The sequence below is a fragment of the Bacillus cereus group sp. BfR-BA-01331 genome (assembly GCF_022663915.1).
GTDB lineage: Bacteria > Bacillota > Bacilli > Bacillales > Bacillaceae_G > Bacillus_A > Bacillus_A mycoides.
In genome coordinates this window covers 25,633-44,226 of sequence record NZ_JAKUGJ010000022.1, presented here as the reverse complement: position 1 = coordinate 44,226, position 18,594 = coordinate 25,633, and the positions used below count along the sequence as shown (strand labels likewise).

The window sequence follows — 18,594 nt, the reverse complement described above, 5'->3', positions numbered from 1 at the left end:
ATGATAAAAACAAAAGATCAAATAGAAAAATTTGTAAAAGAAATACATCAGAATATAGATTTTTCTGGGGTAGTCTTAATAAAAAAAGATGATGATATTATTTATGAAAATTCATTTGGATATGCTAACCGAAGTGAATGTATAAACAATACACTACAAACAAGATTTGGAATTGCCTCAGGATGCAAATTATTCACTGCTATCAGTATCTGTCAACTTGTTGAAAGAGGTGTAATTACTTTTCATACAAAGTTAAAAGATTGTCTACATATTAAATTTCCAAACTTTAATGAAGATATTACAGTACATCAACTTTTAACGCATAGTTCAGGTATTCCAGATTATTTTGATGAAAGTATCATGGATAACTTTGAAGACCTTTGGAAACAAACTCCTATGTATCTATTAAAAAGTTTAAAAGACTTTTTACCATTATTCCAAAACAGTAATATGATGTTTACACCAGGAAGTAAGTTTTACTATAACAATGCAGGTTTTATTATACTTGGATTAATTATAGAACAGCAGACAGGACTTGAATTTACGGAATATATAGAAAGAAACATATTTGTTCCAGTTGGTATGAATGATTCAGGCTATTTCTCTTTAGATAATTTACCAAAACATACAGCTCTCGGATATATAAAGGATGGAAATAGTCAAAAATGGAGAACAAATGCATACTCTATACCCATAAAAGGAGGTTCTGATGGTGGTGCTTATATTACTGCACCAGACATGGTGAAATTTTGGGAAGCTCTATTTAACAACGAAATATTAAGCCACGAATATACGAAGTTACTTTTAACTCCTCATATTTTAGTGAATAATAACCAGTCTTACGGCTATGGAATATGGATTGAAAAAAGACAAGGAAATATTTTTAAATATCATGTAATGGGATATGATCCAGGCGTGAGTTTTCGCTCGGCCGTATACCCGGAATTAGGAATTACATTAGTTATTCCATCAAATAAAGGGGCAGGACCTGAAAAACTAATGGTAGAAATAGAAGGAGTTTTGTGATTACATGGATATAAAAAAGAAGACGAAATAAGCTAGGTACGTTGCCGTGCGTTATCTTTTTTAGATACAGCATATTATGACAATGTACTTAGAGAGAAAGAAAAATATGAAAATCCCGCTATTGAACTAGTAGCTGTACACGAAGATCAAATAGTGGGTTTAATAGATATTGAATACGAATTAGAAGAACGTACTGTTTGTTCAAGAGGAACTGGTCTTGGCGGTATGATTTGGCATATTGCAGTTCATCCGGATCTTCGTAGAAGGAGCATTGGTAATCAACTATTAAATAAAGCAGAAAAGATAGCTAAAGAACTTAAGCTAAATCGATTGGAAGCATGGACTAGAGACAATCTGTGGGTACATGGATGGTATGAAAAAAATGCTTTTGTAAACGTAGATCCATATTTACACGTATATTCTGATCATACAGATGAAATAAAAGATGTAATAAAAAGTAATATAGAACAGTTAAATCCGGTTCAAACATTTACTCATTACACAGGTGAAAATAAAGAAGAGATAAGAAAACAATTTAAACGGGTTCATGAATGTACTCGTTTTGAATACAGGTACTAGAAGACGTACGAGTAAAAAATACGTCTTTTTATTTTTATAAATAATGCTTAAGACTGATGTAAAAGAACACTCCATATTTTACAATTTAATGTAGATATTGTATTTCAAGTATCGAATAAAGAAAGAAGAATATAATTTTTAAAGGGAAACGTGTAAATAGGGGGGATTTAATTGGATATTATCGTTGTTATTCTTATTATCGTTTTAATGCAAGGGAAAGAACGTAAAGTGAAAATTAATCGTATTTGGCTTGTTCCAGCTTTATTGTGCTATGTAACAATTCAGTCCATTGTTCACATGGAGCAAGTAACTTTATTGCAAGGACTTCTCTTCGTTGCAATGTTTGGAATTGGATTGGCACTTGGGATTATTAGGGGGAAAGCTTTAACATTTCGGTTAGATAGTGAAACGGGTCATGTATTACGAAAAGGAAATTGGTTAAGTACAATTATTCTCCTTGTTATTTTAGGTGCGAAAATCGTGATTAAGCAAAGTATGTTTTCTGGCAGTACGCACTCCACATTAATGGTTGTAACGAATGCCTTCCTTTGTATCACATTAGGTACAGTAATTAGTAGACGATATTATATTTGGAAAAAATATAATGAATTAACACAAAGAGTATAAAAAAAATCATCCCTTGTTTAACAATCTTTTGAATGGTGATACTAATTAACATTGAACTTTTTATAATAAGGGATGATATTATGATTTTTATCTACACAGATTTCGGTGGAACGCATACAACCTCGCTAGCTGCAGCTTATCATTTAAATAAATTACCAACTGATCGGAAGCTAACGAAAGAAGAAATTTTAAATGTGGAGTACTTTAATAAATTGAAAACAGAAGATATGGGGAAAATTATTTTTCATGGACAAGATGAATATGGGAATCCCGTATATACAATTGGCTGCGGGGCATCAAAGGTCGTTGTACCTGCAATGAAGCATTTAGGAGAGATTCTGCAAAAACATTATCAAAACCATGATAAGATTATTTTTTCTAATACATCACCAACAGTTCCATTGCCAATGACTTTAGGCGGTTTGTTTTCTAGAAGATTTCATATTGATTTTATTGGTGTACCGTTACTCGTATGGGGAGCAAAGATTTGCTGTGATAACATCCAGCGACTTGTCAGTTATACGAAAGAAGCGGGGCGAATGACGAATGATTATGTTGTCATTTTAGATAACGAAACATTTAAGTAATTTAATGTTAAAAGAAAGCCGGAAAATTGTGTGGTTTTCTTTTTTTTGATAAATAGACAAAAAACATTCACATTTATTATACATCTACTATAGCCAAAATAATAAAGTCCTGTTACTATTACAGGGGATATTCTCTTTTCGTAAGATAAATATATAGAAAAGTCAGAAAAGAGGAACAGAATAAGGGAGGAACAACATGAAGCGTGTTGCTTGGTTTACTGATAGTACAACTGCGAGTTTTACAACAGATGGTGATAACTTTGTTATCCCAATTGAAGTTATTATTGATGGAGTGTCTTATAAGGATTGTGAAGAAGGAGTTCATAAACGTCTTTATGAAGCGTTAAATGATGGAAGAACAGTTACTACTTCGCAACCTAACATAGGGGAAATGGTAGAATTATTTACTAAATGCAAAGAAGAATATGAAGAAGGCTTTGCAGTTGCTATTAGCGGAAAAGTAAGTGGGACCTATCAAAATATGAAGTTAGCTGCTGATATGGCAGGTTTCCCTTTAACTGTATTAGATAGTGAAACGACAAGTTATCCAATGGATGAACTTTTGAGAAAAGCTAAAACGTTATACAATGATGGTATGACTTTACAAGATATACATAAAACATTAGTAGATGAAAAAAGAAGGCCTTTTTATGTATTTCCAAAAAGCTTAAAAGGTTTATATGCAAGTGGTCGAGTAAAGGGAGTTCAATTTTTACTTGGAAGTTTATTAAGTGTCAACTTAATCTTAGAAGTAAAAGGCGGAGAACTTTTACTTGAAAAGAAAGTGCGTAAAATCCAAAAATGTAGAGAATACATTAAAAATGAGCTTGAAAAAGAATTACCAAAAGTACTTCATATGTTCTATGCTAACGATAAAGATGGAGCTGAAGAATGGATTTCAGATATTAAACAATCATTTCCTGAAATGGATTTCAAACTGTATCCATTGCCGATTTCATTTGCTGTACATGCAGGTGAAGGTACAATAGCAATTAGTTATTAAGAGGAAAACCCGTGAATGATTCGCGGGTTTTTTTATTTTTTTCTACAATTGCCCTATACTAGATAATTATACATAGATGGATAAAAGGATTTCCTACTATTAGAAAAGAAGTATTTATAAACAAATACTAAAATGGTAGTGATATTATGAAAATCGGAAAGTTTGGAGAAAAAAACAATATAAGTATAGATACAATTAGACATTATATGGATCTCGGACTAATTATTCCTGAAAAAAAGGGTGGCCATTATTTTTTTGATGAGTATTGTCAAAAAGATGTAGAGCTTATATTAGAGTACAAATGGCTAGGATTTAGTTTGAATGAAATTAAAGAACTTTTTCTTTATAAAAGTTTAGCAAAATCTATAAATTATGAAAAAGATACTTTTTACCAATCTTTATTTAAATTGAAATACGAAAAGATTGAACAAGAAATACAAATTTTAGAGGAAAGAAGAGATAAATTAAAGACAGCGTTAAATGATTTATCTATAACAACTGAGATTTCTAATTCAATTTTAGGGGTAGATTTAAGGGTGCTTAATTTTCTTACATGTTTTAAGTGTAGCGGAAATTTAATTCTTCAAGATGGAATTATTAATAGTAATCAAATTACGGAGGGGAAATTAACTTGTAATTGCGGCGAAGAATATGTTATTAATTCAGGGATTTTAACAGCAGATAAATCGTTTGAAACGTCTGACAGGGCTTCTTTTGAAGATCCTATTTCAGATTATATCCATGCAACTGATTCTTCTTATTTGGAGAATATACATAGAATAGGAGAATGGGCGAAAAAGAAACTAAAACAACTAGATTTAAATGACAAGGTAATACTTGATATAGGATCGGGTCTTGGATTCTTTTTACGAAATATTTATGAAGAGCTGCCAGAGGATTGCTTATATATTGCTGTTGATCGAGATTTGAATAAACTTCTATTTTTAAAAGATGTAATTGAAAAAAGAAATTCCAAAAGAAACATTCTTTTTATTTGCGCTGATTTTTTAAGTATACCTATTCAGAACCATTCTGTTGATATTGTAATTGATCAGTCTGGTACAAGTAATTACAGTTTTGAGCATGAAAAATTTTTATTGCACGAATTAAAATATCTATTCAAACCTGATTGTTATTTATTAAGTTCATTTATTGTATTTAAAAATTTTAGCATAAATAGCCAAATTACAACTAGATTAAGAGATAATTTTACGTCTTCAAAAGTCAAGGAAGAAATCCAAAAGCTACAGTTTAATTCCATAGATGAAAGAACTTCAGAATATATAGAACGAGGAGGAAAATACGAGGATTTCTTTGTTCAAGGAGAAGAAATTTATACATATTCATTTTTCGGAAAAAGATGGGGTTAACCCCATCTTTTTTAATTTTTCTTTTAAAAGTTTTTAATACTAGCATATTGATATTGGGTTGACCCGAGAACTTACACTGTACGTAATACAAAGTTAAGCGGGAGGGAAAAGTTATGGGGAGTTTACGATTACATTTACAAAATGAAAAAAGAAAACAAGAACTAAGAAATATTTGTCTCTATGTAATTGGGAAAACAGTATCAATATTTGGTAGCTCTATTTATAGTTTCGCATTAGGATTATATGTTTTACAAATAACCGGATCAGCATTAAATTTCGCAATTACACTCATTTTAGGAACGATTCCAATGATTGTTATGAATCCATTTGCCGGTGTAATTGCAGATAAGGTTGATAAAAAGAAGTTGGTTGTTTGTATGGATCTATTAAATGGAAGCTTATTAATTGCTGTTTATATAGTAAGCAGCAATTATAATTTAAACTTATTCATCATTTATACTACTACCTTTCTTATGTCGGTATTTACAACATTCTTTGGAATAGGGTTAGAAGCCGCAAAACCAAATATCGTCTCTGAAAAGAGGTTAATGAGTATTAACTCTATAAGTAAAATTATCGATTCTGTATCTTTAATTCTCGGTCCTATGTTAGGGGGCATCGTTTTTGCTGTCTTAGATATAAAAACTTTTATAATTATAAATGGTATTTCATTTATTCTTTCGGGCATATCCATATTGTTTATTCACTTTAACTTGTTCAAGTACAACATAAATGATGGATGTTCAAAAAGAGAAATTAATTTTATTAAAGATATAAAAGAGGGGTTTTCTTACTTAATTGAAAAGGAAAGCTTAAAGAATACGTTTAGTATTTTAACTTCACTTAATTTCTTCCTAGGTTTTGCTGTAACTGTTCCATTGCCATATATTATAAATACGGTTCTCAATCTAAGTTCTAAGCAATTTGGTATGATTCAAGGGACTTTTCCTGTAGGGATGATAATTGGTGCAATTTTAGTAAAAAAGATAACTGATCGTTTTTCTTACTCCTATCTTTTAAAAAAGTTAAGTTCAATGTTGGCAGTTTTTATGATTATTTCAGGAATTCCAGTTCTATTCAAAAGTTTTGAAGTAAATGATTTTGTATACGTTATTACGTATTGTGTTGTTATGTTCTTTTTAGGGCTAATAATAGCATTAATTGATATTCCTTTAATTTATTTCATGCAAAAAGAGATTCCTGATGAATATAGGGGGAGAGTACTCAGTATTGGATTAAGTATAGGTAAAATGATGCAGCCAATAGCATTGGCATTATCAGGATTATTATTAAATTATATCCCTGCTTACACGCTTCCAATTACAGGAGGGATAGTATTTCTTATTTTGAATAAGGCTTATTCAAATAAGTTGAACTTAGAAATTCATTCAAAAGATTATAGTGTTTTGCGTAGCTAAGTAAATTTGTTAAGTAACAAAAAGATGTTTATTTTGCAATAGAGTCCTTTAAAAAATAATAATGTTGTTTAAAAATCCTTCTTTAACTAAAGTGATAGATGGTCGAAGTAAAGGCAGTAATAAAGAAGTGCCATTCCTAATGTGGACTGGCACTTTGTAAGATACAAAATTTATTATTTGATCTCGGCTGTAGAATTTGATTTATCTATTTTGTATTTACTAATAAATGTGTTAATGCTTGCTTTAATGGTGTAGCCTGACGTTCTAATAAGAAATTCAAATGGGTATGTGTTGATTCTAATCCTCCTTCACGAATCCCTTTTTGAGTCATTACTAACATTGGAAGGTAGGCTTCAGGTACTCCAGCACCTTTTAACATTTCTTCATAAGAAGAGTCATCTACTTCTAATAAAGGAATTTCTTTACCTAATACTTCACTTAATGTATCAACAAATTGCTGTTGTTTTAAATTTTCACCAGAAAGTTCATAAATCTTATTTTTGTGACCATCAGCTACCAAAACATTCGCTGCTGCTTCAGCTAAATCCGGACGATATACCCAACCGATTTTCCCTTCTCCTGCAGAAGTCACCCAAGGGGCACCAGCCATACAGCTTTGAATTGTACCAAGTTCATTTTCTACATACCAGTTGTTACGCAGAATCACATAAGGAATACCTGATTCAATAATTGCTACTTCACGTGCTCTATGCATGCCTGCTAGGAAGAAGTCATTTCCTTCTGCTCTTGTAACACTTGGATAAATAATTTGTTTTACACCTGTTGCTTGGGCAGCTTCTACTGCATTTGTATGCTGACGTATAACTGTATCAAAGTCACCAAATGTTGACATGATGAATAAACGATCAACATCTTTGAATGCTGAAAACAAGGTTTCTTGATTTTCAAAATCCGTTACACGTACTTCTAAGCCTTGTTCTTTATAGCTTAGTCCTTTTTCAGACTTGTCATCACGTACACCAACAATTATTTCTTCAATTGATAATCTGGTAAGTAAATACTCAACAATTTTAGAACCTAAATTTCCGTTTGCACCTGTTACAAAAACTTTCATACAATCTCCTCCGTTACATACAGCGTTATTTTTGATTTTTGTATACATTACATATACTATTTCTTAAGAAGGATTTATGTAAGTAGGCACAATTTAATAACATAGTCATAAAAATAGTACTTAGCGAAAAAGGAGATTTTATTATGGCACGTTTTAGTTATCAAGATGAATCGGTTTCTGAAGAAACACAGCAAGAAATTTGTCCATTAACAGTTACCCAAAATGCAATTGCAGGAAGATGGAAAATCGTGATTTTGTGGCATTTAAGCAAAAATGAAATTATTAGGTTTAATGAATTATTGAGGATGTTACCTGGCATCTCAAAAGGAATCTTAACTAGACAATTAAGAGAGCTTGAAGAGGACGAGCTAGTACACAGAGAAGTTTATAAAGTTGTTCCACCAAAGGTAGAATATTCTTTAACAGAGCAGGGGGAAAAGTTTATACCTGTATTAGAAGCAATGCAAGCTTGGGGTAAAGATTTACTAAATAAAAAAATAGAGATGTATGAAAAGCGTCAGGACTAATAAATTATTAATACCTTCCTATTACCAATAGGAAGGTATTAAGTTCAAATTAAATACTGAACAATTTATTAATGTAAGTTGTACTGGAAAACTATCGTAATTCGGCTGTCTTTCTAATAACTATTTTATCAATATCATCTTCTTCATCACCAATAAATAATCCGCGCTCTTTTAAATATGTTTCGAAGTATAAATCTGCTTCTGCACGTTCATCATATGGCTTTACAGATAGAACGAAACCTAATTTATTTTGCTCCTCTAAATGAGAAGTGGAGATGTAAGCCGGTACATTGTGGCGTAAAAAGAGCTCTTTAACCGGAATAATCATATCTTTCATCAATTTCGTTAGCATACCCATTTCAAACTCAAAATTAAAGCGATCTATACTAGATAAATCCGCGAATACTACACCAATAAAACCTGTATTAAATACTTCTTGATATTCAATGTCTTCGTCACCATAAAAATTCTTTTCGATCAAATAATTTATAAAATAAGAAACACCATCACTTTGTTCAAACGGTTTTGTTGAAAGAACGAAGCCAATTTTCTGTTGTTTATGTAAATACACACATGACATGTATGCAGCGATATTATGTTCTTTAAATAATGCACTCGTTGCTCCAGATAGACCATCTAGTACGTGATGAACAATTTGAAGTTTTTTACGAGCGAAATAATAGGATTTCTTTTGTAACTCCAATGTATCAATAAAGACAGAGCCGATAAAGCCTGTATTTGAAATAATAGGTGTTTGCTTTTTTCTTCCTCTGCGCTTTGCTTGAGTCATTGTTAAAATCATCCCTTCATGTACAATTAAAATAAAAAGAACGTTTGTTCGTATATTTATATCTTACTATTAAAACGCTCTAAAGTAAAGGGTTTTTGATGAAAAAACAACAAAAAAGACACCTGTAAAAGGTGTCTTAAACGCTGTAGGGAAGAGGGTTCATCCCAACTATTTATATTATGATACAGAAACAATCTCTTCTGTATCTTCTACATCTAAATGACAGTCCATAGTACGGACATCTTGATCCTCATGACTTCCGAAATAAATAGTAATTTTCATATGTATCGCTCCTTTATTCTAGGAATACCTAAAATAATTACTAGTAATGTTAATATTTATTATATACCACTTTTTTCATTCCGACAACGTTATATCATTTTTAATTCTTTTAGGGCGCAAAGAGTGATTTATAGAGATATTTTTATAGAAATAGGTACATTTCTTATATGTTATATTTAATACTGAAAGATTCGAATACGAATTTTTATGAAAGGAGCAAAATTAATGAATTATAAACAGTTACTAATAGACAATTTCACATATAAAACCTCATATATTGCGCGGCAGGTAAATGGAATGGATGTAAAAGAAACGAAGGATTACATTACTATCGACTGCGGATTACCTGCAGATACATTTAATATTATTACACTACTAAATAGTAATGTAACGGAAGGGATTGAGAAATTATATAAGGAGGTAGAATGCTATAATCAAAAGAAATTTCCAATGAGTGTTTGGTTTTGGGATGATAAACAAGAACAGACTATAAAAAGCGAATTAATCAAACTTGGTTTAAAAGAAGCAGAACAGAATATCGCGATGGTAGCAGACTTAAGAAAAATTCATCCAATAATAGACATTCCAGTAGGTTTTACAATACAAAAAGCAACATCGCCAGAACAAATACAACAATTTGGCGAAACGTTAGCGGCTTTATTCGGTACATCAGCAGAAGGTACTCACGTTCAAGCATACTATAATCAAATTTCTTCTTTAGATGTATGGAATAGCGATGACATGAAACTATACTTAGGTCTTAATAAAGGTGAGGTAGTATCTGTTGGCTCTTTAGTATGTACGAAAGATAGTGTCGGTATTTATGATATAGCGACTAAAGAAGAAATGAGAGGAAAAGGTTTTGGCTCTACTATGTTTAATTTCCTGCTGCAAGAAGCAAAACAATTAAAAAATATGTACTGCGTACTAGAAGCTTCACCTGATGGAATTAACATTTATGAAAAATCTGGATTTAAAGCTGTAGGACAAATGACTGTTTTTGAAAACCAACATTTATTTGGATAATTCATCCAAATAAAATTGCTTTAAATATAGGAGTTAACATACCGTTATGAAAAAAATATCTCTAATTACACTCATATGCTTCTTTATGGTAATAAGCATCTTTGTTTTTCAGCAAATAAATGAACATAAATACATTAAAGCTACTAATACATTAAATCATATAAAAAACATTGCACATAGAGGTGCATCTGCATATGCACCAGAACATACAATAGAAGCTTACAAATTAGGACAACAATTAAAGGGAGACTATATAGAAATAGATCTTCAAATGACAAAAGACGGACGTTTAATAGCTATGCACGATGAAACATTGGATCGTACAACGAACGGTACTGGATTAGTAAGAAATCATACATTAGCAGAAATAAAACAACTTGATGCAGGCAGCTTTTTCAATGAAAAATACCCCGATTTAGCAAAAGAAGAATTTAAAAATGCTAAAGTTCCAACACTAGAAGAAATTATTGAAACGTTTGGACATAATGCTAACTATTATATCGAAACAAAATCACCAGATGAATATCCTGGAATGGAAGAAAAACTATTAGAAATTATAAATCGCTACCAAATAAATGATAAAGCTATTATTCAATCATTTAGTGAAGAAAGTCTGCGAAAGATTCATAATTTAAATGCCAATATACCGTTAGTACAATTATTATCATATAAAAAAGCAGTTCAATTAACAGAACTAGAAATTGAGAATTATAAAAAATACTGCATTGGCCTAGGAATGAACTTTAAATATATTGACGCAGCCTATGTAAAAAAAATAAAGAAATATGGATTAGAAGTGCATCCATTTACAGTAGATAATGAAAAGGATATGAAAAAGTTACTTATATGGGGTGTAGACGGGATGTTTACTAATTATCCGGATCGTTTACATTCAATAAAGCCTTTAAAAAAACAGAAATAAAAAGAATCCAATAAAACTTGGATTCTTTTTATTTTCTCTTCTATGTCTTTACTACATTAAATATCATTTTTACAAAACAAACTAGAAAGTAAACAAAATGTAATTAATTTTTCCTTTGTTTTTTATATTTTCTTGATACACTGGCTACGAGAGGAATACCAATTATAGTAGGTAAGAACCAAAACCATATTGGTGGAAGTAGATTTAAAATAGGGATATACATACCAATGTTTACTAAAAGTGCGGTAACTGCACCAATATAAGATCCTAACATACCTCTAATATGGTGTTGCAACCAATTTCTCCATCGTTTTTTTCTTGCAAGATATCCGTAAATCGCAAATGAATAGGAGATAATTGCTACATAAAATAAATATGCGATTTCATCCCACTTTATAATGGCCAATATAATTGCCGTCAGGGTTATGACAACATAAGATGCATGATATATTTCGCCCCATTCCGTATGTTTTCCTTTCTTTTTTTGAGCGACCATCGCTACAATACCAGTAATTAAACATATGGTTCCAAATAATATGTGTATGGTCAAAAGAATATTGAAAATGCTCATAAAAGTTCCTCCTTTTTTATTTTTATAGTATTGCAGTATAGGAGAAAAGTTGAAAAATATAGTTAGTTCGCCTTAATATATTGAAATAAAGGTACTCCTAGAACAAAATGAAATGATTAAATTTTTTCTCAAATTTAGTGAGATGAGTATTACGTTAAATGAAGGAGAGACTTCTATGTTTACATCTATCACATACTTACAATCCGGGAACGATAAACAACAAAAAGTTTACGACGTTATGAATAAGCTAAACATAATGGCGGATTTAGCTTTATATAGTCCTGTACTTTGCGGGACAATCCCTATTAGAATTGATACCCTTCACTCTGACTTAGATATTGTAATGGAAGTACATAATTATGATGTTTTTGAACAGGAAATTAGATCTTTGTATGGTTCATATGAAGGTTTTGAAATGAAAAAGAAAAACATTAGAAATATCTTAACAATAAAGGCAACTTTTCAATTTGAAGGTTTTGAATTTGAATTATTTGGTCAACCGCAGCCAGTGCGTAACCAAAATGCATATAAACATATGATAGTGGAGCACATGCTATTAATGCAGCATCCCCATATTAGAAAAAAAATCATCCAATTAAAAGAACAAGGCATAAAAACAGAACCGGCTTTTGCACAAGTATTAAAAATTGACGGGGATCCTTATGAAGAACTTATTCTATTAGGACAGGAAATGAGATTGTGGTAAATAGGGTACACATAAAAATCCTCTTTATATAAAAGAGGATTTTTATTATGCCATTAACTTACGAATTAAATTACTTAATATATAAATACCTTGAGTAATTTGTTCAGAGGAAGCATATCCATACGATAAGCGTATGCACTGATCCGATTCTTCTTCATAAATACGTCCTGGGTTTAAAAGAACTCCCTTTGATAGTGCTTCTGAAAACAGTTTTTTCATTGGAATGTTAGGTACAACCGTTAGCCATATAAAAAATCCACCACTTGGAATATCCCATGTAGCAATATCTGCACAATACTTGTCTAAAGCTTGTAACATCATTCGTCTCCGCTCTTTCAGGTGGATCCTTACGTTCGCAACGTGTTCTTCATAAAATCCTTTACTCAACCATTCTGCAGCAACTCTTTGTGATAAAGAACTTGATCCATAGTCAGTTTGCATTTTTATGTCTGACAATCTCTCAATAACAGGCTCTGGCCCGATAATCCAGCCAATTCTAAGTCCTGGGCTAAGTGTTTTAGATAGACTGCCGATATATAAAACATGTCCATGTTTATCCATCGACTTTAAAGGTAGTGGCGGTATTTCATCAATCCATAATTCACGGTAAATATCATCTTCAATGATAGGCAATTGTTCTTTTTCGCATATTTTTAGTATTTCTTTTCTTCGATCCTTGGACATTAATACACCCGTCGGATTTTGAAAACTAGGAATCGAATATAAAATATTTTTCTTTTGACTATAATTAATTCTTCTTAACAAGTCATTAGGGATAATTCCATGTTGATCCATCTGTATTCCTGAAAGGTGAATATTAGCCGATTGAAATACATGAAGAGAATATAAGTAAGAAGGTCGTTCAAGTAAAACAGTTGACTCTCTATGTAAAAGACCGATTGATATTAATTGTAATGCCTGTAATGCACCAGAGACTATTAATATAGAGCTTGGTGATGTATTTATTCCAAATGATTTTACATAATTACTTATTGCTTCACGTAAAGGCAAATATCCTTTTTGTTCTTCATATCCGAAATAATCTAGTTCCTCACATACGTTACGCATAATGAATTGCATAGTTTCTAACGGGAAAAGATGAGGTGCAAGTTCTCCTTTACTAAGATGAATCAATTTTTCATTTGCTTCTGCTTTATTTATTTCTCGTACCATTAACTTGTTTGGTTTATGAATACCAGCCTTTACATATTCACTCCAATCGGGCGGGGGATTGGTGGCTAATAATGACCATGTATTATTCGTTACAATTGTTCCTGACCCGATTTGCCCTTGAATTAAGCCATCTGCCATAAGTTCTTCTAGTGCGGTTATTACAGTACTACGATTTACATGAAATAATTTCGCTAACTGCCGCTGGCTAGGAACCTTACTTCCAATCGGCCATTCTCCGTATTCAATTTTTTCTTTCATATAGTCTATTATCTGCCGATATTTAGGCAGTTTTTTATCAGTAGACATATTAATAACTCCCTCATTCATTTTAAAAATGCAAAGTGGTTGGTTTTTTCGAGGATTAACTGGTTGAAGACATTGTATCAACTATTAAATATGATGAAAAGAAATAATTGGTAATTAGAAAATGGCTGGTTTATTGGAGAGGGAGAGAAAATATGCATAATAAAAAATGGGATTTTCGTATTGTATGTGCTCACGCTTTTACGATTCTTATATGGGGAACAGCTTTTCCAGGAATTCGGATGGGGCTTGAAGCTTACACCCCTGAACACCTTACTTTGCTACGATTACTAATTGCTTCTTTGATTCTTCTTCTGTTTTCACTTATATACAAATTACGGTTACCTGATTTAAAAGATATTCCAGTAATTTTTATATTTGGCGCTCTAGGATTTACTATTTATCATATTGCACTAAACTACGGTGAACAGAGTGTAAATGCTGGACCTGCTAGTTTAATTGTTTCAGTAACACCTATATTAACGGCAATTCTTGCTTCTGTTTTTATGAATGAAAAAATGAAATTAAATAGTTGGATTGGTGGTGTAATTAGTTTAGTAGGAATTGCTTTTTTATCATTAAGTCAAGGAGATTCCATTCAATTGAATAGTGGGGTATTACTAATATTATTAGCGGCATTTTCAGAAAGTCTATTTTTCGTTTTTCAAAAGTCTTATTTAAAAAAGTACGGTTTCTTACCATTTACAATATATACAATTTGGTCTGGTACTGTATGTATGCTTATTTTTTTACCAGGGATTTATCAAGAAATTGTAGCAGCTCCTATAGAAATTACTTTGAGCGTTATATATTTAGGTGTGTTTCCGACAGTCCTTCCATATATTGCATTAGCGTATATTACATCTCATGCCGGGGCTTCTGAAGCAACGAGTTCTCTATATTTAACACCAGTTACTGCATGTTTTATTGCGTGGATATGGTTAGGCGAGGTGCCAACCTTTGTTTCGATAATTGGAGGGATAATTACTATACTTGGAGTTGTGATTGCTCATTTAACATTTAAAAAAGATAATTATAAGCAAATCGAGAGCGAAAAAGTACGGTAAGACATCCCTGCGAGTATTTGCAATTTGAATGCAAAATTCCGGATTAATAACAGGCTTTCAATTCTATAAATATAGTGGGGATAATCTATATTAAAATCAGTTAGTCCAATATTTGTACGAGATTTAATTAAACTGGTAGATTATTTATCTGCAAAAGAACTAGCATAATGCTAGTTCTTTTTTATCAATACATTACTCACCATTAATATTTGCTTAGAACTGTATAGATTTAAATTATTTCCACATATACATAATTATCTTACCTATGAAAGGAGTGCATTTCTTGGAGAAGGTTTTATTTTTTGGAGACCCAGGTATTGATGATTCGTTTGCAATTATGTATGGCTTACTGCATCCTGAAATTGAAATTGTTGGTATCGTAACTGGATATGGAAATGTTGAACATATACATGCCGCTCATAATGCCGCATATATTTTACAGTTAGCAAACAGACAAGATATTCCTGTAATTAGCGGGGCAACAAAGCCACTTACAAATGAAATTACAACGTATTATCCTGAAATTCATGGACCAGAAGGATTAGGACCCATACATGTACCGGAAAGTGTGTTATCTATTCCGATATACAATTTTGGTAGTATTGCTGCGATTCTTGTAAAGTATGGAGAAGATTTAACAATTGTCGATGTAGGAAGATCTACCTCGTTAGCGATTGCTTTTAATTTATGGAACGACTTGATGTTAAATGTAAAAGGAATTTATTTTATGGGTGGTGTCTTTTTAGAAGCAGGGAATGTTACTCCATTAGCAGAGGCAAACGTGTACGGAGATCCTATAGCAAGTCAAATTGTATTTCAGCAAGCGAAAAATTTAACGTTATTCCCTTTAAATGTAACAAATAAAACAGTTTTAACCCCAAATGTATTTACTTATATTTTAGCTAATACAAAAAATCCATTTAAGCCGATTATGAAACCCATGTACGATTATTATTTATCAGCATACCAAAAACTCAATCCATCTATTGAAGGGCCATTATTACATGATGTACTTGCTATAAGCGGTTTAGTGAATCCTACATTTTTAAATTATACATCTCGAAAAGTGACTGTGGATATTTGCGGCGAAACGAAGGGACAAACTTTTGCTGATTTTCGCCCACACTCTAAATCTGAAGGGGCGCGTATAGCGTTACAATTAGATGAGGGAAAATTTATTCAGGATTTTATGAAAATCATGTTATAAGTTGATGCCGAAAAAGGGAATCATTTCACTCCGTTGAATATAAAAGATAAATTCTCTTTTTAAAGGAGCTTAAAATAGTGAACGTCCAATTAAAAATTGTTACGAGAGAAAATTGGGAAGACGCATTAAAGTTACAAGTTAAAGAAAACCAAATACACTTTGTTCCGGCAGTGGCAGTATCACTTGCTAAAGTATACATAAAACCAGATGGTGAAAATGTCGAATATATTCCATTCGCTATATATGATGGTGATCTTATAGTTGGTTTTATTATGCATGCTTTTGTACGAGAGTCAACAGATATGTATTGGATTAACGGATTTATCATTGATGAAAAAGAGCAAGGGAAAGGATATGGAAAAGCAGCATTAAAGGAAATCATTAACTTAATAAAAAATAACTTTAAAGAGTGTGAGGAAATTAGATTAACTGTCCATAAAGATAATATTTCTGCAAAGAAACTATATGAATGTTATGATTTTAAACCATTAGGAAATGTATATGACGGTGAGGAAGTATATCGCTTATTGTTGTTGAAATAAAGATGTACTGTTTTGAATAAAGTTATATCGTGTATTTATAGTGAAAAGGAAAAGAACATCTAGAATTGAAAGATCGATTAAGAAACTGTTTTGAAACAATAAGTTGTTCCGTTAAAGGGTCATATTGCGGAGAATTGGTTGTACTAATTCATATAAATTATCGCAAACTCAATTCACGCAATTATTTAAACATTTTATTATAAAACAGTATTTATATATACTTAAACTATCATTAATAAAAACATCAATGGAGGAACTAATATGAAAGAAAGCAATAAAAAAGAGTTGTCACTAGAGCAACGTGAAGAATTACTACAAACATTGAAAGATCGTTTTGAGAATAATATGAACCGTCATAAAGATTTAGAATGGGCTAATGTTCAAGAAAGGCTGGATGCTAATACTGAAAAGTTGTGGTCGCTCAACGAAATGGAACGAACTGGTGGCGAACCTGATGTTGTTGATTTTGATAAAGAAAAAGGCGAATATATTTTTTATGATTGTTCAGCAGAAAGTCCTAAAGGTCGTAGAAGTGTTTGTTACGATCTTGAAGCGCTAGAATCAAGAAAGAAACATAAACCAGAAAATAACGCTATTGATATGGCAACTACCATGGGTATTGAACTATTAACGGAAGAAGAATATCGTACATTACATAATCTTGAAAATTTCGATATGAAGACGTCGAGTTGGGTGCAAACACCTTCTGATATTAGAGAACTTGGCGGTGCCCTTTTTTGCGATTATCGCTTTGGACACGTCTTTGTGTATCACAATGGGGCAGAATCTTACTATGCCGCAAGAGGCTTTCGTGGTTCGTTAAGAGTCTAAAATTTGTACAGGCAGGTAAATTTGAAGTAGAGAATAGATTTGCTTAGGGAATAGTAGTGATTGCATACTTTAGCTACGGCTTCGATTTTGAGGCCGCAAAGAATAGGGCTAATCAAACCTTATTGTAAAAGAATGAATCAACTAAAAATATTAAGAGTATGTTTTGATAATTTTCTTCATAAACATACTCTTTTTTAGAATCGTTTATCAAAATTATTAGTTTTAATTAACGTATAAACGAGAACTTGTAAAAGGTACTCTTGCAATTATCAATGAAATTCACCCATATGAAACACCTATGATTTATATTATCCCGCTTTTAAATGAAAATTTTCGAGCAAGTATAAAGTGACTGATTAGGAGGAATACAAAATGAAAAGTAAATTCCATCATATTGTACGAGCTATCATGATAAAAGATGAAAAATTACTAGTTACTGAATACATAGGACATCACTATTTTTTACCCGGTGGCCATGTTGAAATTGGGGAATCAGCAGAGAATGCACTAATAAGAGAGTTACGAGAAGAACTTGGGGTAACTTGCAGTATAAAACAATTTTTAGGCGTCATAGAAAATCAATGGCAAGCCAAAGAAACCCTCCACCATGAAATTAACCACATTTTTGAAATAGATTCAAATGAGTTAAAATCCGATTTCACTCCAATATCTAAAGAGTCCCATTTAGCATTTCACTGGATTGATTTTAATAAAGAAAATATAAATTCCTATACAATAATGCCGACACCTTCAGTAAAAGAATTACTAGAAAGAAAATTAAGTGATGAACTATTAACTTGCTGGATTAGTAACTTTTAATTGTCTCTATTTATATTAATTCCGTCCACTAAAAGAATATAAAGAAAATAGGCTCATAAACAAGGTACATCACCTAGTGTAAAGTCATATTTTGTTGATGTACGCATTTAGTCTATAGCCTTATTTCTACTTTATTTTTAAAA

The 18,594-nt window shown here is 31.6% G+C and carries 19 protein-coding genes and 1 pseudogene; 16 read left to right on the top strand and 4 right to left on the bottom strand.

The features are described from left to right. From MR155_RS25375 to MR155_RS25345, 7 genes and pseudogenes are all read left to right on the top strand, one after another. Positions 1-1,026 (top strand): serine hydrolase domain-containing protein, encoded by a 1,026-nt coding sequence (locus MR155_RS25375; protein WP_242311427.1) that lies wholly within the window; start codon positions 1-3, stop codon positions 1,024-1,026. 27 nt (positions 1,027-1,053) lie between these two features. Continuing rightward, positions 1,054-1,605, top strand: a pseudogene (locus tag MR155_RS25370) (GNAT family N-acetyltransferase). Between the two features lie 171 nt (positions 1,606-1,776). Beyond that, on the top strand, positions 1,777-2,232 hold the full coding sequence (locus MR155_RS25365; RefSeq protein ID WP_016095464.1) for a CcdC protein domain-containing protein: 456 nt from the start codon (positions 1,777-1,779) through the stop codon (positions 2,230-2,232). An 80-nt stretch (positions 2,233-2,312) separates the two neighbouring features. Then, on the top strand, positions 2,313-2,819 hold the full coding sequence (locus MR155_RS25360; protein ID WP_002085266.1) for a DUF3189 family protein: 507 nt from the start codon (positions 2,313-2,315) through the stop codon (positions 2,817-2,819). 196 nt (positions 2,820-3,015) lie between these two features. After that, complete coding sequence (locus MR155_RS25355; protein ID WP_078176616.1) at positions 3,016-3,822, top strand: DegV family protein; 807 nt, start codon at positions 3,016-3,018, stop codon at positions 3,820-3,822. 146 nt (positions 3,823-3,968) lie between these two features. Then, on the top strand, positions 3,969-5,192 hold the full coding sequence (locus tag MR155_RS25350) for a methyltransferase domain-containing protein (RefSeq protein WP_242311425.1): 1,224 nt from the start codon (positions 3,969-3,971) through the stop codon (positions 5,190-5,192). Between the two features lie 113 nt (positions 5,193-5,305). Continuing rightward, positions 5,306-6,610, top strand: coding sequence for an MFS transporter (locus tag MR155_RS25345; protein WP_242311423.1), 1,305 nt, complete (start codon positions 5,306-5,308; stop codon positions 6,608-6,610). A 205-nt stretch (positions 6,611-6,815) separates the two neighbouring features. Here the strand turns inward: MR155_RS25345 and MR155_RS25340 are convergent, their stop codons facing one another. Continuing rightward, a complete protein-coding gene (locus MR155_RS25340) occupies positions 6,816-7,685 on the bottom strand; it encodes an SDR family oxidoreductase (RefSeq protein ID WP_242311422.1) in 870 nt (289 codons plus the stop codon). 143 nt (positions 7,686-7,828) lie between these two features. Here MR155_RS25340 and MR155_RS25335 point away from each other — a divergent pair, with 143 nt between their 5' ends. After that, a complete protein-coding gene (locus MR155_RS25335; RefSeq protein ID WP_002085280.1) occupies positions 7,829-8,212 on the top strand; it encodes a winged helix-turn-helix transcriptional regulator in 384 nt (127 codons plus the stop codon). Positions 8,213-8,303: 91 nt separating this feature from the next. Here MR155_RS25335 and MR155_RS25330 read toward each other — a convergent pair whose 3' ends face one another. Further along, positions 8,304-9,002, bottom strand: a complete 699-nt coding sequence (locus MR155_RS25330; RefSeq protein ID WP_002085281.1) for a hypothetical protein — start codon at positions 9,000-9,002, stop codon at positions 8,304-8,306. A 507-nt stretch (positions 9,003-9,509) separates the two neighbouring features. On the opposite strand from MR155_RS25330, the gene MR155_RS25325 reads away from it, so the two are divergent. After that, the gene (locus tag MR155_RS25325; RefSeq protein WP_242311420.1) at positions 9,510-10,310 is read left to right on the top strand and encodes a GNAT family N-acetyltransferase; all 801 of its coding nucleotides are present in this window, start codon (positions 9,510-9,512) and stop codon (positions 10,308-10,310) included. Between the two features lie 46 nt (positions 10,311-10,356). Then, on the top strand, positions 10,357-11,232 hold the full coding sequence (locus MR155_RS25320; protein ID WP_242311418.1) for a glycerophosphodiester phosphodiesterase: 876 nt from the start codon (positions 10,357-10,359) through the stop codon (positions 11,230-11,232). Between the two features lie 103 nt (positions 11,233-11,335). On the opposite strand, the gene MR155_RS25315 is transcribed toward MR155_RS25320, so the two are convergent. Beyond that, complete coding sequence (locus tag MR155_RS25315; RefSeq protein WP_002085290.1) at positions 11,336-11,803, bottom strand: DUF2306 domain-containing protein; 468 nt, start codon at positions 11,801-11,803, stop codon at positions 11,336-11,338. Positions 11,804-11,978: 175 nt separating this feature from the next. On the opposite strand from MR155_RS25315, the gene MR155_RS25310 reads away from it, so the two are divergent. After that, positions 11,979-12,509, top strand: coding sequence for a DUF4269 domain-containing protein (locus MR155_RS25310; protein ID WP_242311416.1), 531 nt, complete (start codon positions 11,979-11,981; stop codon positions 12,507-12,509). 45 nt (positions 12,510-12,554) lie between these two features. On the opposite strand, the gene pdxR is transcribed toward MR155_RS25310, so the two are convergent. After that, entirely contained in the window at positions 12,555-13,988 is a 1,434-nt protein-coding gene (gene pdxR, locus MR155_RS25305; RefSeq protein WP_242311414.1) for a MocR-like pyridoxine biosynthesis transcription factor PdxR, read from the bottom strand. Positions 13,989-14,140: 152 nt separating this feature from the next. On the opposite strand from pdxR, the gene MR155_RS25300 reads away from it, so the two are divergent. The 5 genes from MR155_RS25300 to MR155_RS25280 all read left to right on the top strand — a co-directional run bounded on the left by MR155_RS25300 (position 14,141) and on the right by MR155_RS25280 (position 18,451). Beyond that, complete coding sequence (locus MR155_RS25300; RefSeq protein WP_242311412.1) at positions 14,141-15,052, top strand: DMT family transporter; 912 nt, start codon at positions 14,141-14,143, stop codon at positions 15,050-15,052. Between the two features lie 283 nt (positions 15,053-15,335). Then, a complete protein-coding gene (locus MR155_RS25295; RefSeq protein ID WP_242311410.1) occupies positions 15,336-16,259 on the top strand; it encodes a nucleoside hydrolase in 924 nt (307 codons plus the stop codon). Between the two features lie 77 nt (positions 16,260-16,336). After that, positions 16,337-16,801 carry a GNAT family N-acetyltransferase gene (locus MR155_RS25290; RefSeq protein ID WP_242311409.1) on the top strand — a complete coding sequence of 155 codons (465 nt, stop codon included), beginning with the start codon at positions 16,337-16,339 and terminating at the stop codon, positions 16,799-16,801. Positions 16,802-17,062: 261 nt separating this feature from the next. Beyond that, positions 17,063-17,632: a DUF4256 domain-containing protein gene (locus tag MR155_RS25285; protein WP_242311408.1), complete on the top strand. Its 570-nt coding sequence runs from the start codon at positions 17,063-17,065 to the stop codon at positions 17,630-17,632. A gap of 372 nt (positions 17,633-18,004) precedes the next feature. Further along, complete coding sequence (locus MR155_RS25280) at positions 18,005-18,451, top strand: NUDIX domain-containing protein (RefSeq protein ID WP_219375783.1); 447 nt, start codon at positions 18,005-18,007, stop codon at positions 18,449-18,451. The last annotated feature ends 143 nt before the right edge of the window (positions 18,452-18,594 follow it).

Bases quoted from the DNA above. Each gene is read 5' to 3' on its own strand.
- MR155_RS25375 (WP_242311427.1), top strand. From the start codon at position 1: ATGATAAAAACAAAAGATCAAATAGAAAAATTTGTAAAAGAAATACAT.
- MR155_RS25360 (WP_002085266.1), top strand. From the start codon at position 2,313: ATGATTTTTATCTACACAGATTTCGGTGGAACGCATACAACCTCGCTA.
- MR155_RS25355 (WP_078176616.1), top strand. From the start codon at position 3,016: ATGAAGCGTGTTGCTTGGTTTACTGATAGTACAACTGCGAGTTTTACA.
- MR155_RS25350 (WP_242311425.1), top strand. From the start codon at position 3,969: ATGAAAATCGGAAAGTTTGGAGAAAAAAACAATATAAGTATAGATACA.
- MR155_RS25345 (WP_242311423.1), top strand. From the start codon at position 5,306: ATGGGGAGTTTACGATTACATTTACAAAATGAAAAAAGAAAACAAGAA.
- MR155_RS25340 (WP_242311422.1), bottom strand. From the start codon at position 7,685: ATGAAAGTTTTTGTAACAGGTGCAAACGGAAATTTAGGTTCTAAAATT.
- MR155_RS25335 (WP_002085280.1), top strand. From the start codon at position 7,829: ATGGCACGTTTTAGTTATCAAGATGAATCGGTTTCTGAAGAAACACAG.
- MR155_RS25330 (WP_002085281.1), bottom strand. From the start codon at position 9,002: ATGACTCAAGCAAAGCGCAGAGGAAGAAAAAAGCAAACACCTATTATT.
- MR155_RS25325 (WP_242311420.1), top strand. From the start codon at position 9,510: ATGAATTATAAACAGTTACTAATAGACAATTTCACATATAAAACCTCA.
- MR155_RS25320 (WP_242311418.1), top strand. From the start codon at position 10,357: ATGAAAAAAATATCTCTAATTACACTCATATGCTTCTTTATGGTAATA.
- MR155_RS25315 (WP_002085290.1), bottom strand. From the start codon at position 11,803: ATGAGCATTTTCAATATTCTTTTGACCATACACATATTATTTGGAACC.
- MR155_RS25310 (WP_242311416.1), top strand. From the start codon at position 11,979: ATGTTTACATCTATCACATACTTACAATCCGGGAACGATAAACAACAA.
- pdxR (WP_242311414.1), bottom strand. From the start codon at position 13,988: ATGTCTACTGATAAAAAACTGCCTAAATATCGGCAGATAATAGACTAT.
- MR155_RS25300 (WP_242311412.1), top strand. From the start codon at position 14,141: ATGCATAATAAAAAATGGGATTTTCGTATTGTATGTGCTCACGCTTTT.
- MR155_RS25285 (WP_242311408.1), top strand. From the start codon at position 17,063: ATGAAAGAAAGCAATAAAAAAGAGTTGTCACTAGAGCAACGTGAAGAA.
- MR155_RS25280 (WP_219375783.1), top strand. From the start codon at position 18,005: ATGAAAAGTAAATTCCATCATATTGTACGAGCTATCATGATAAAAGAT.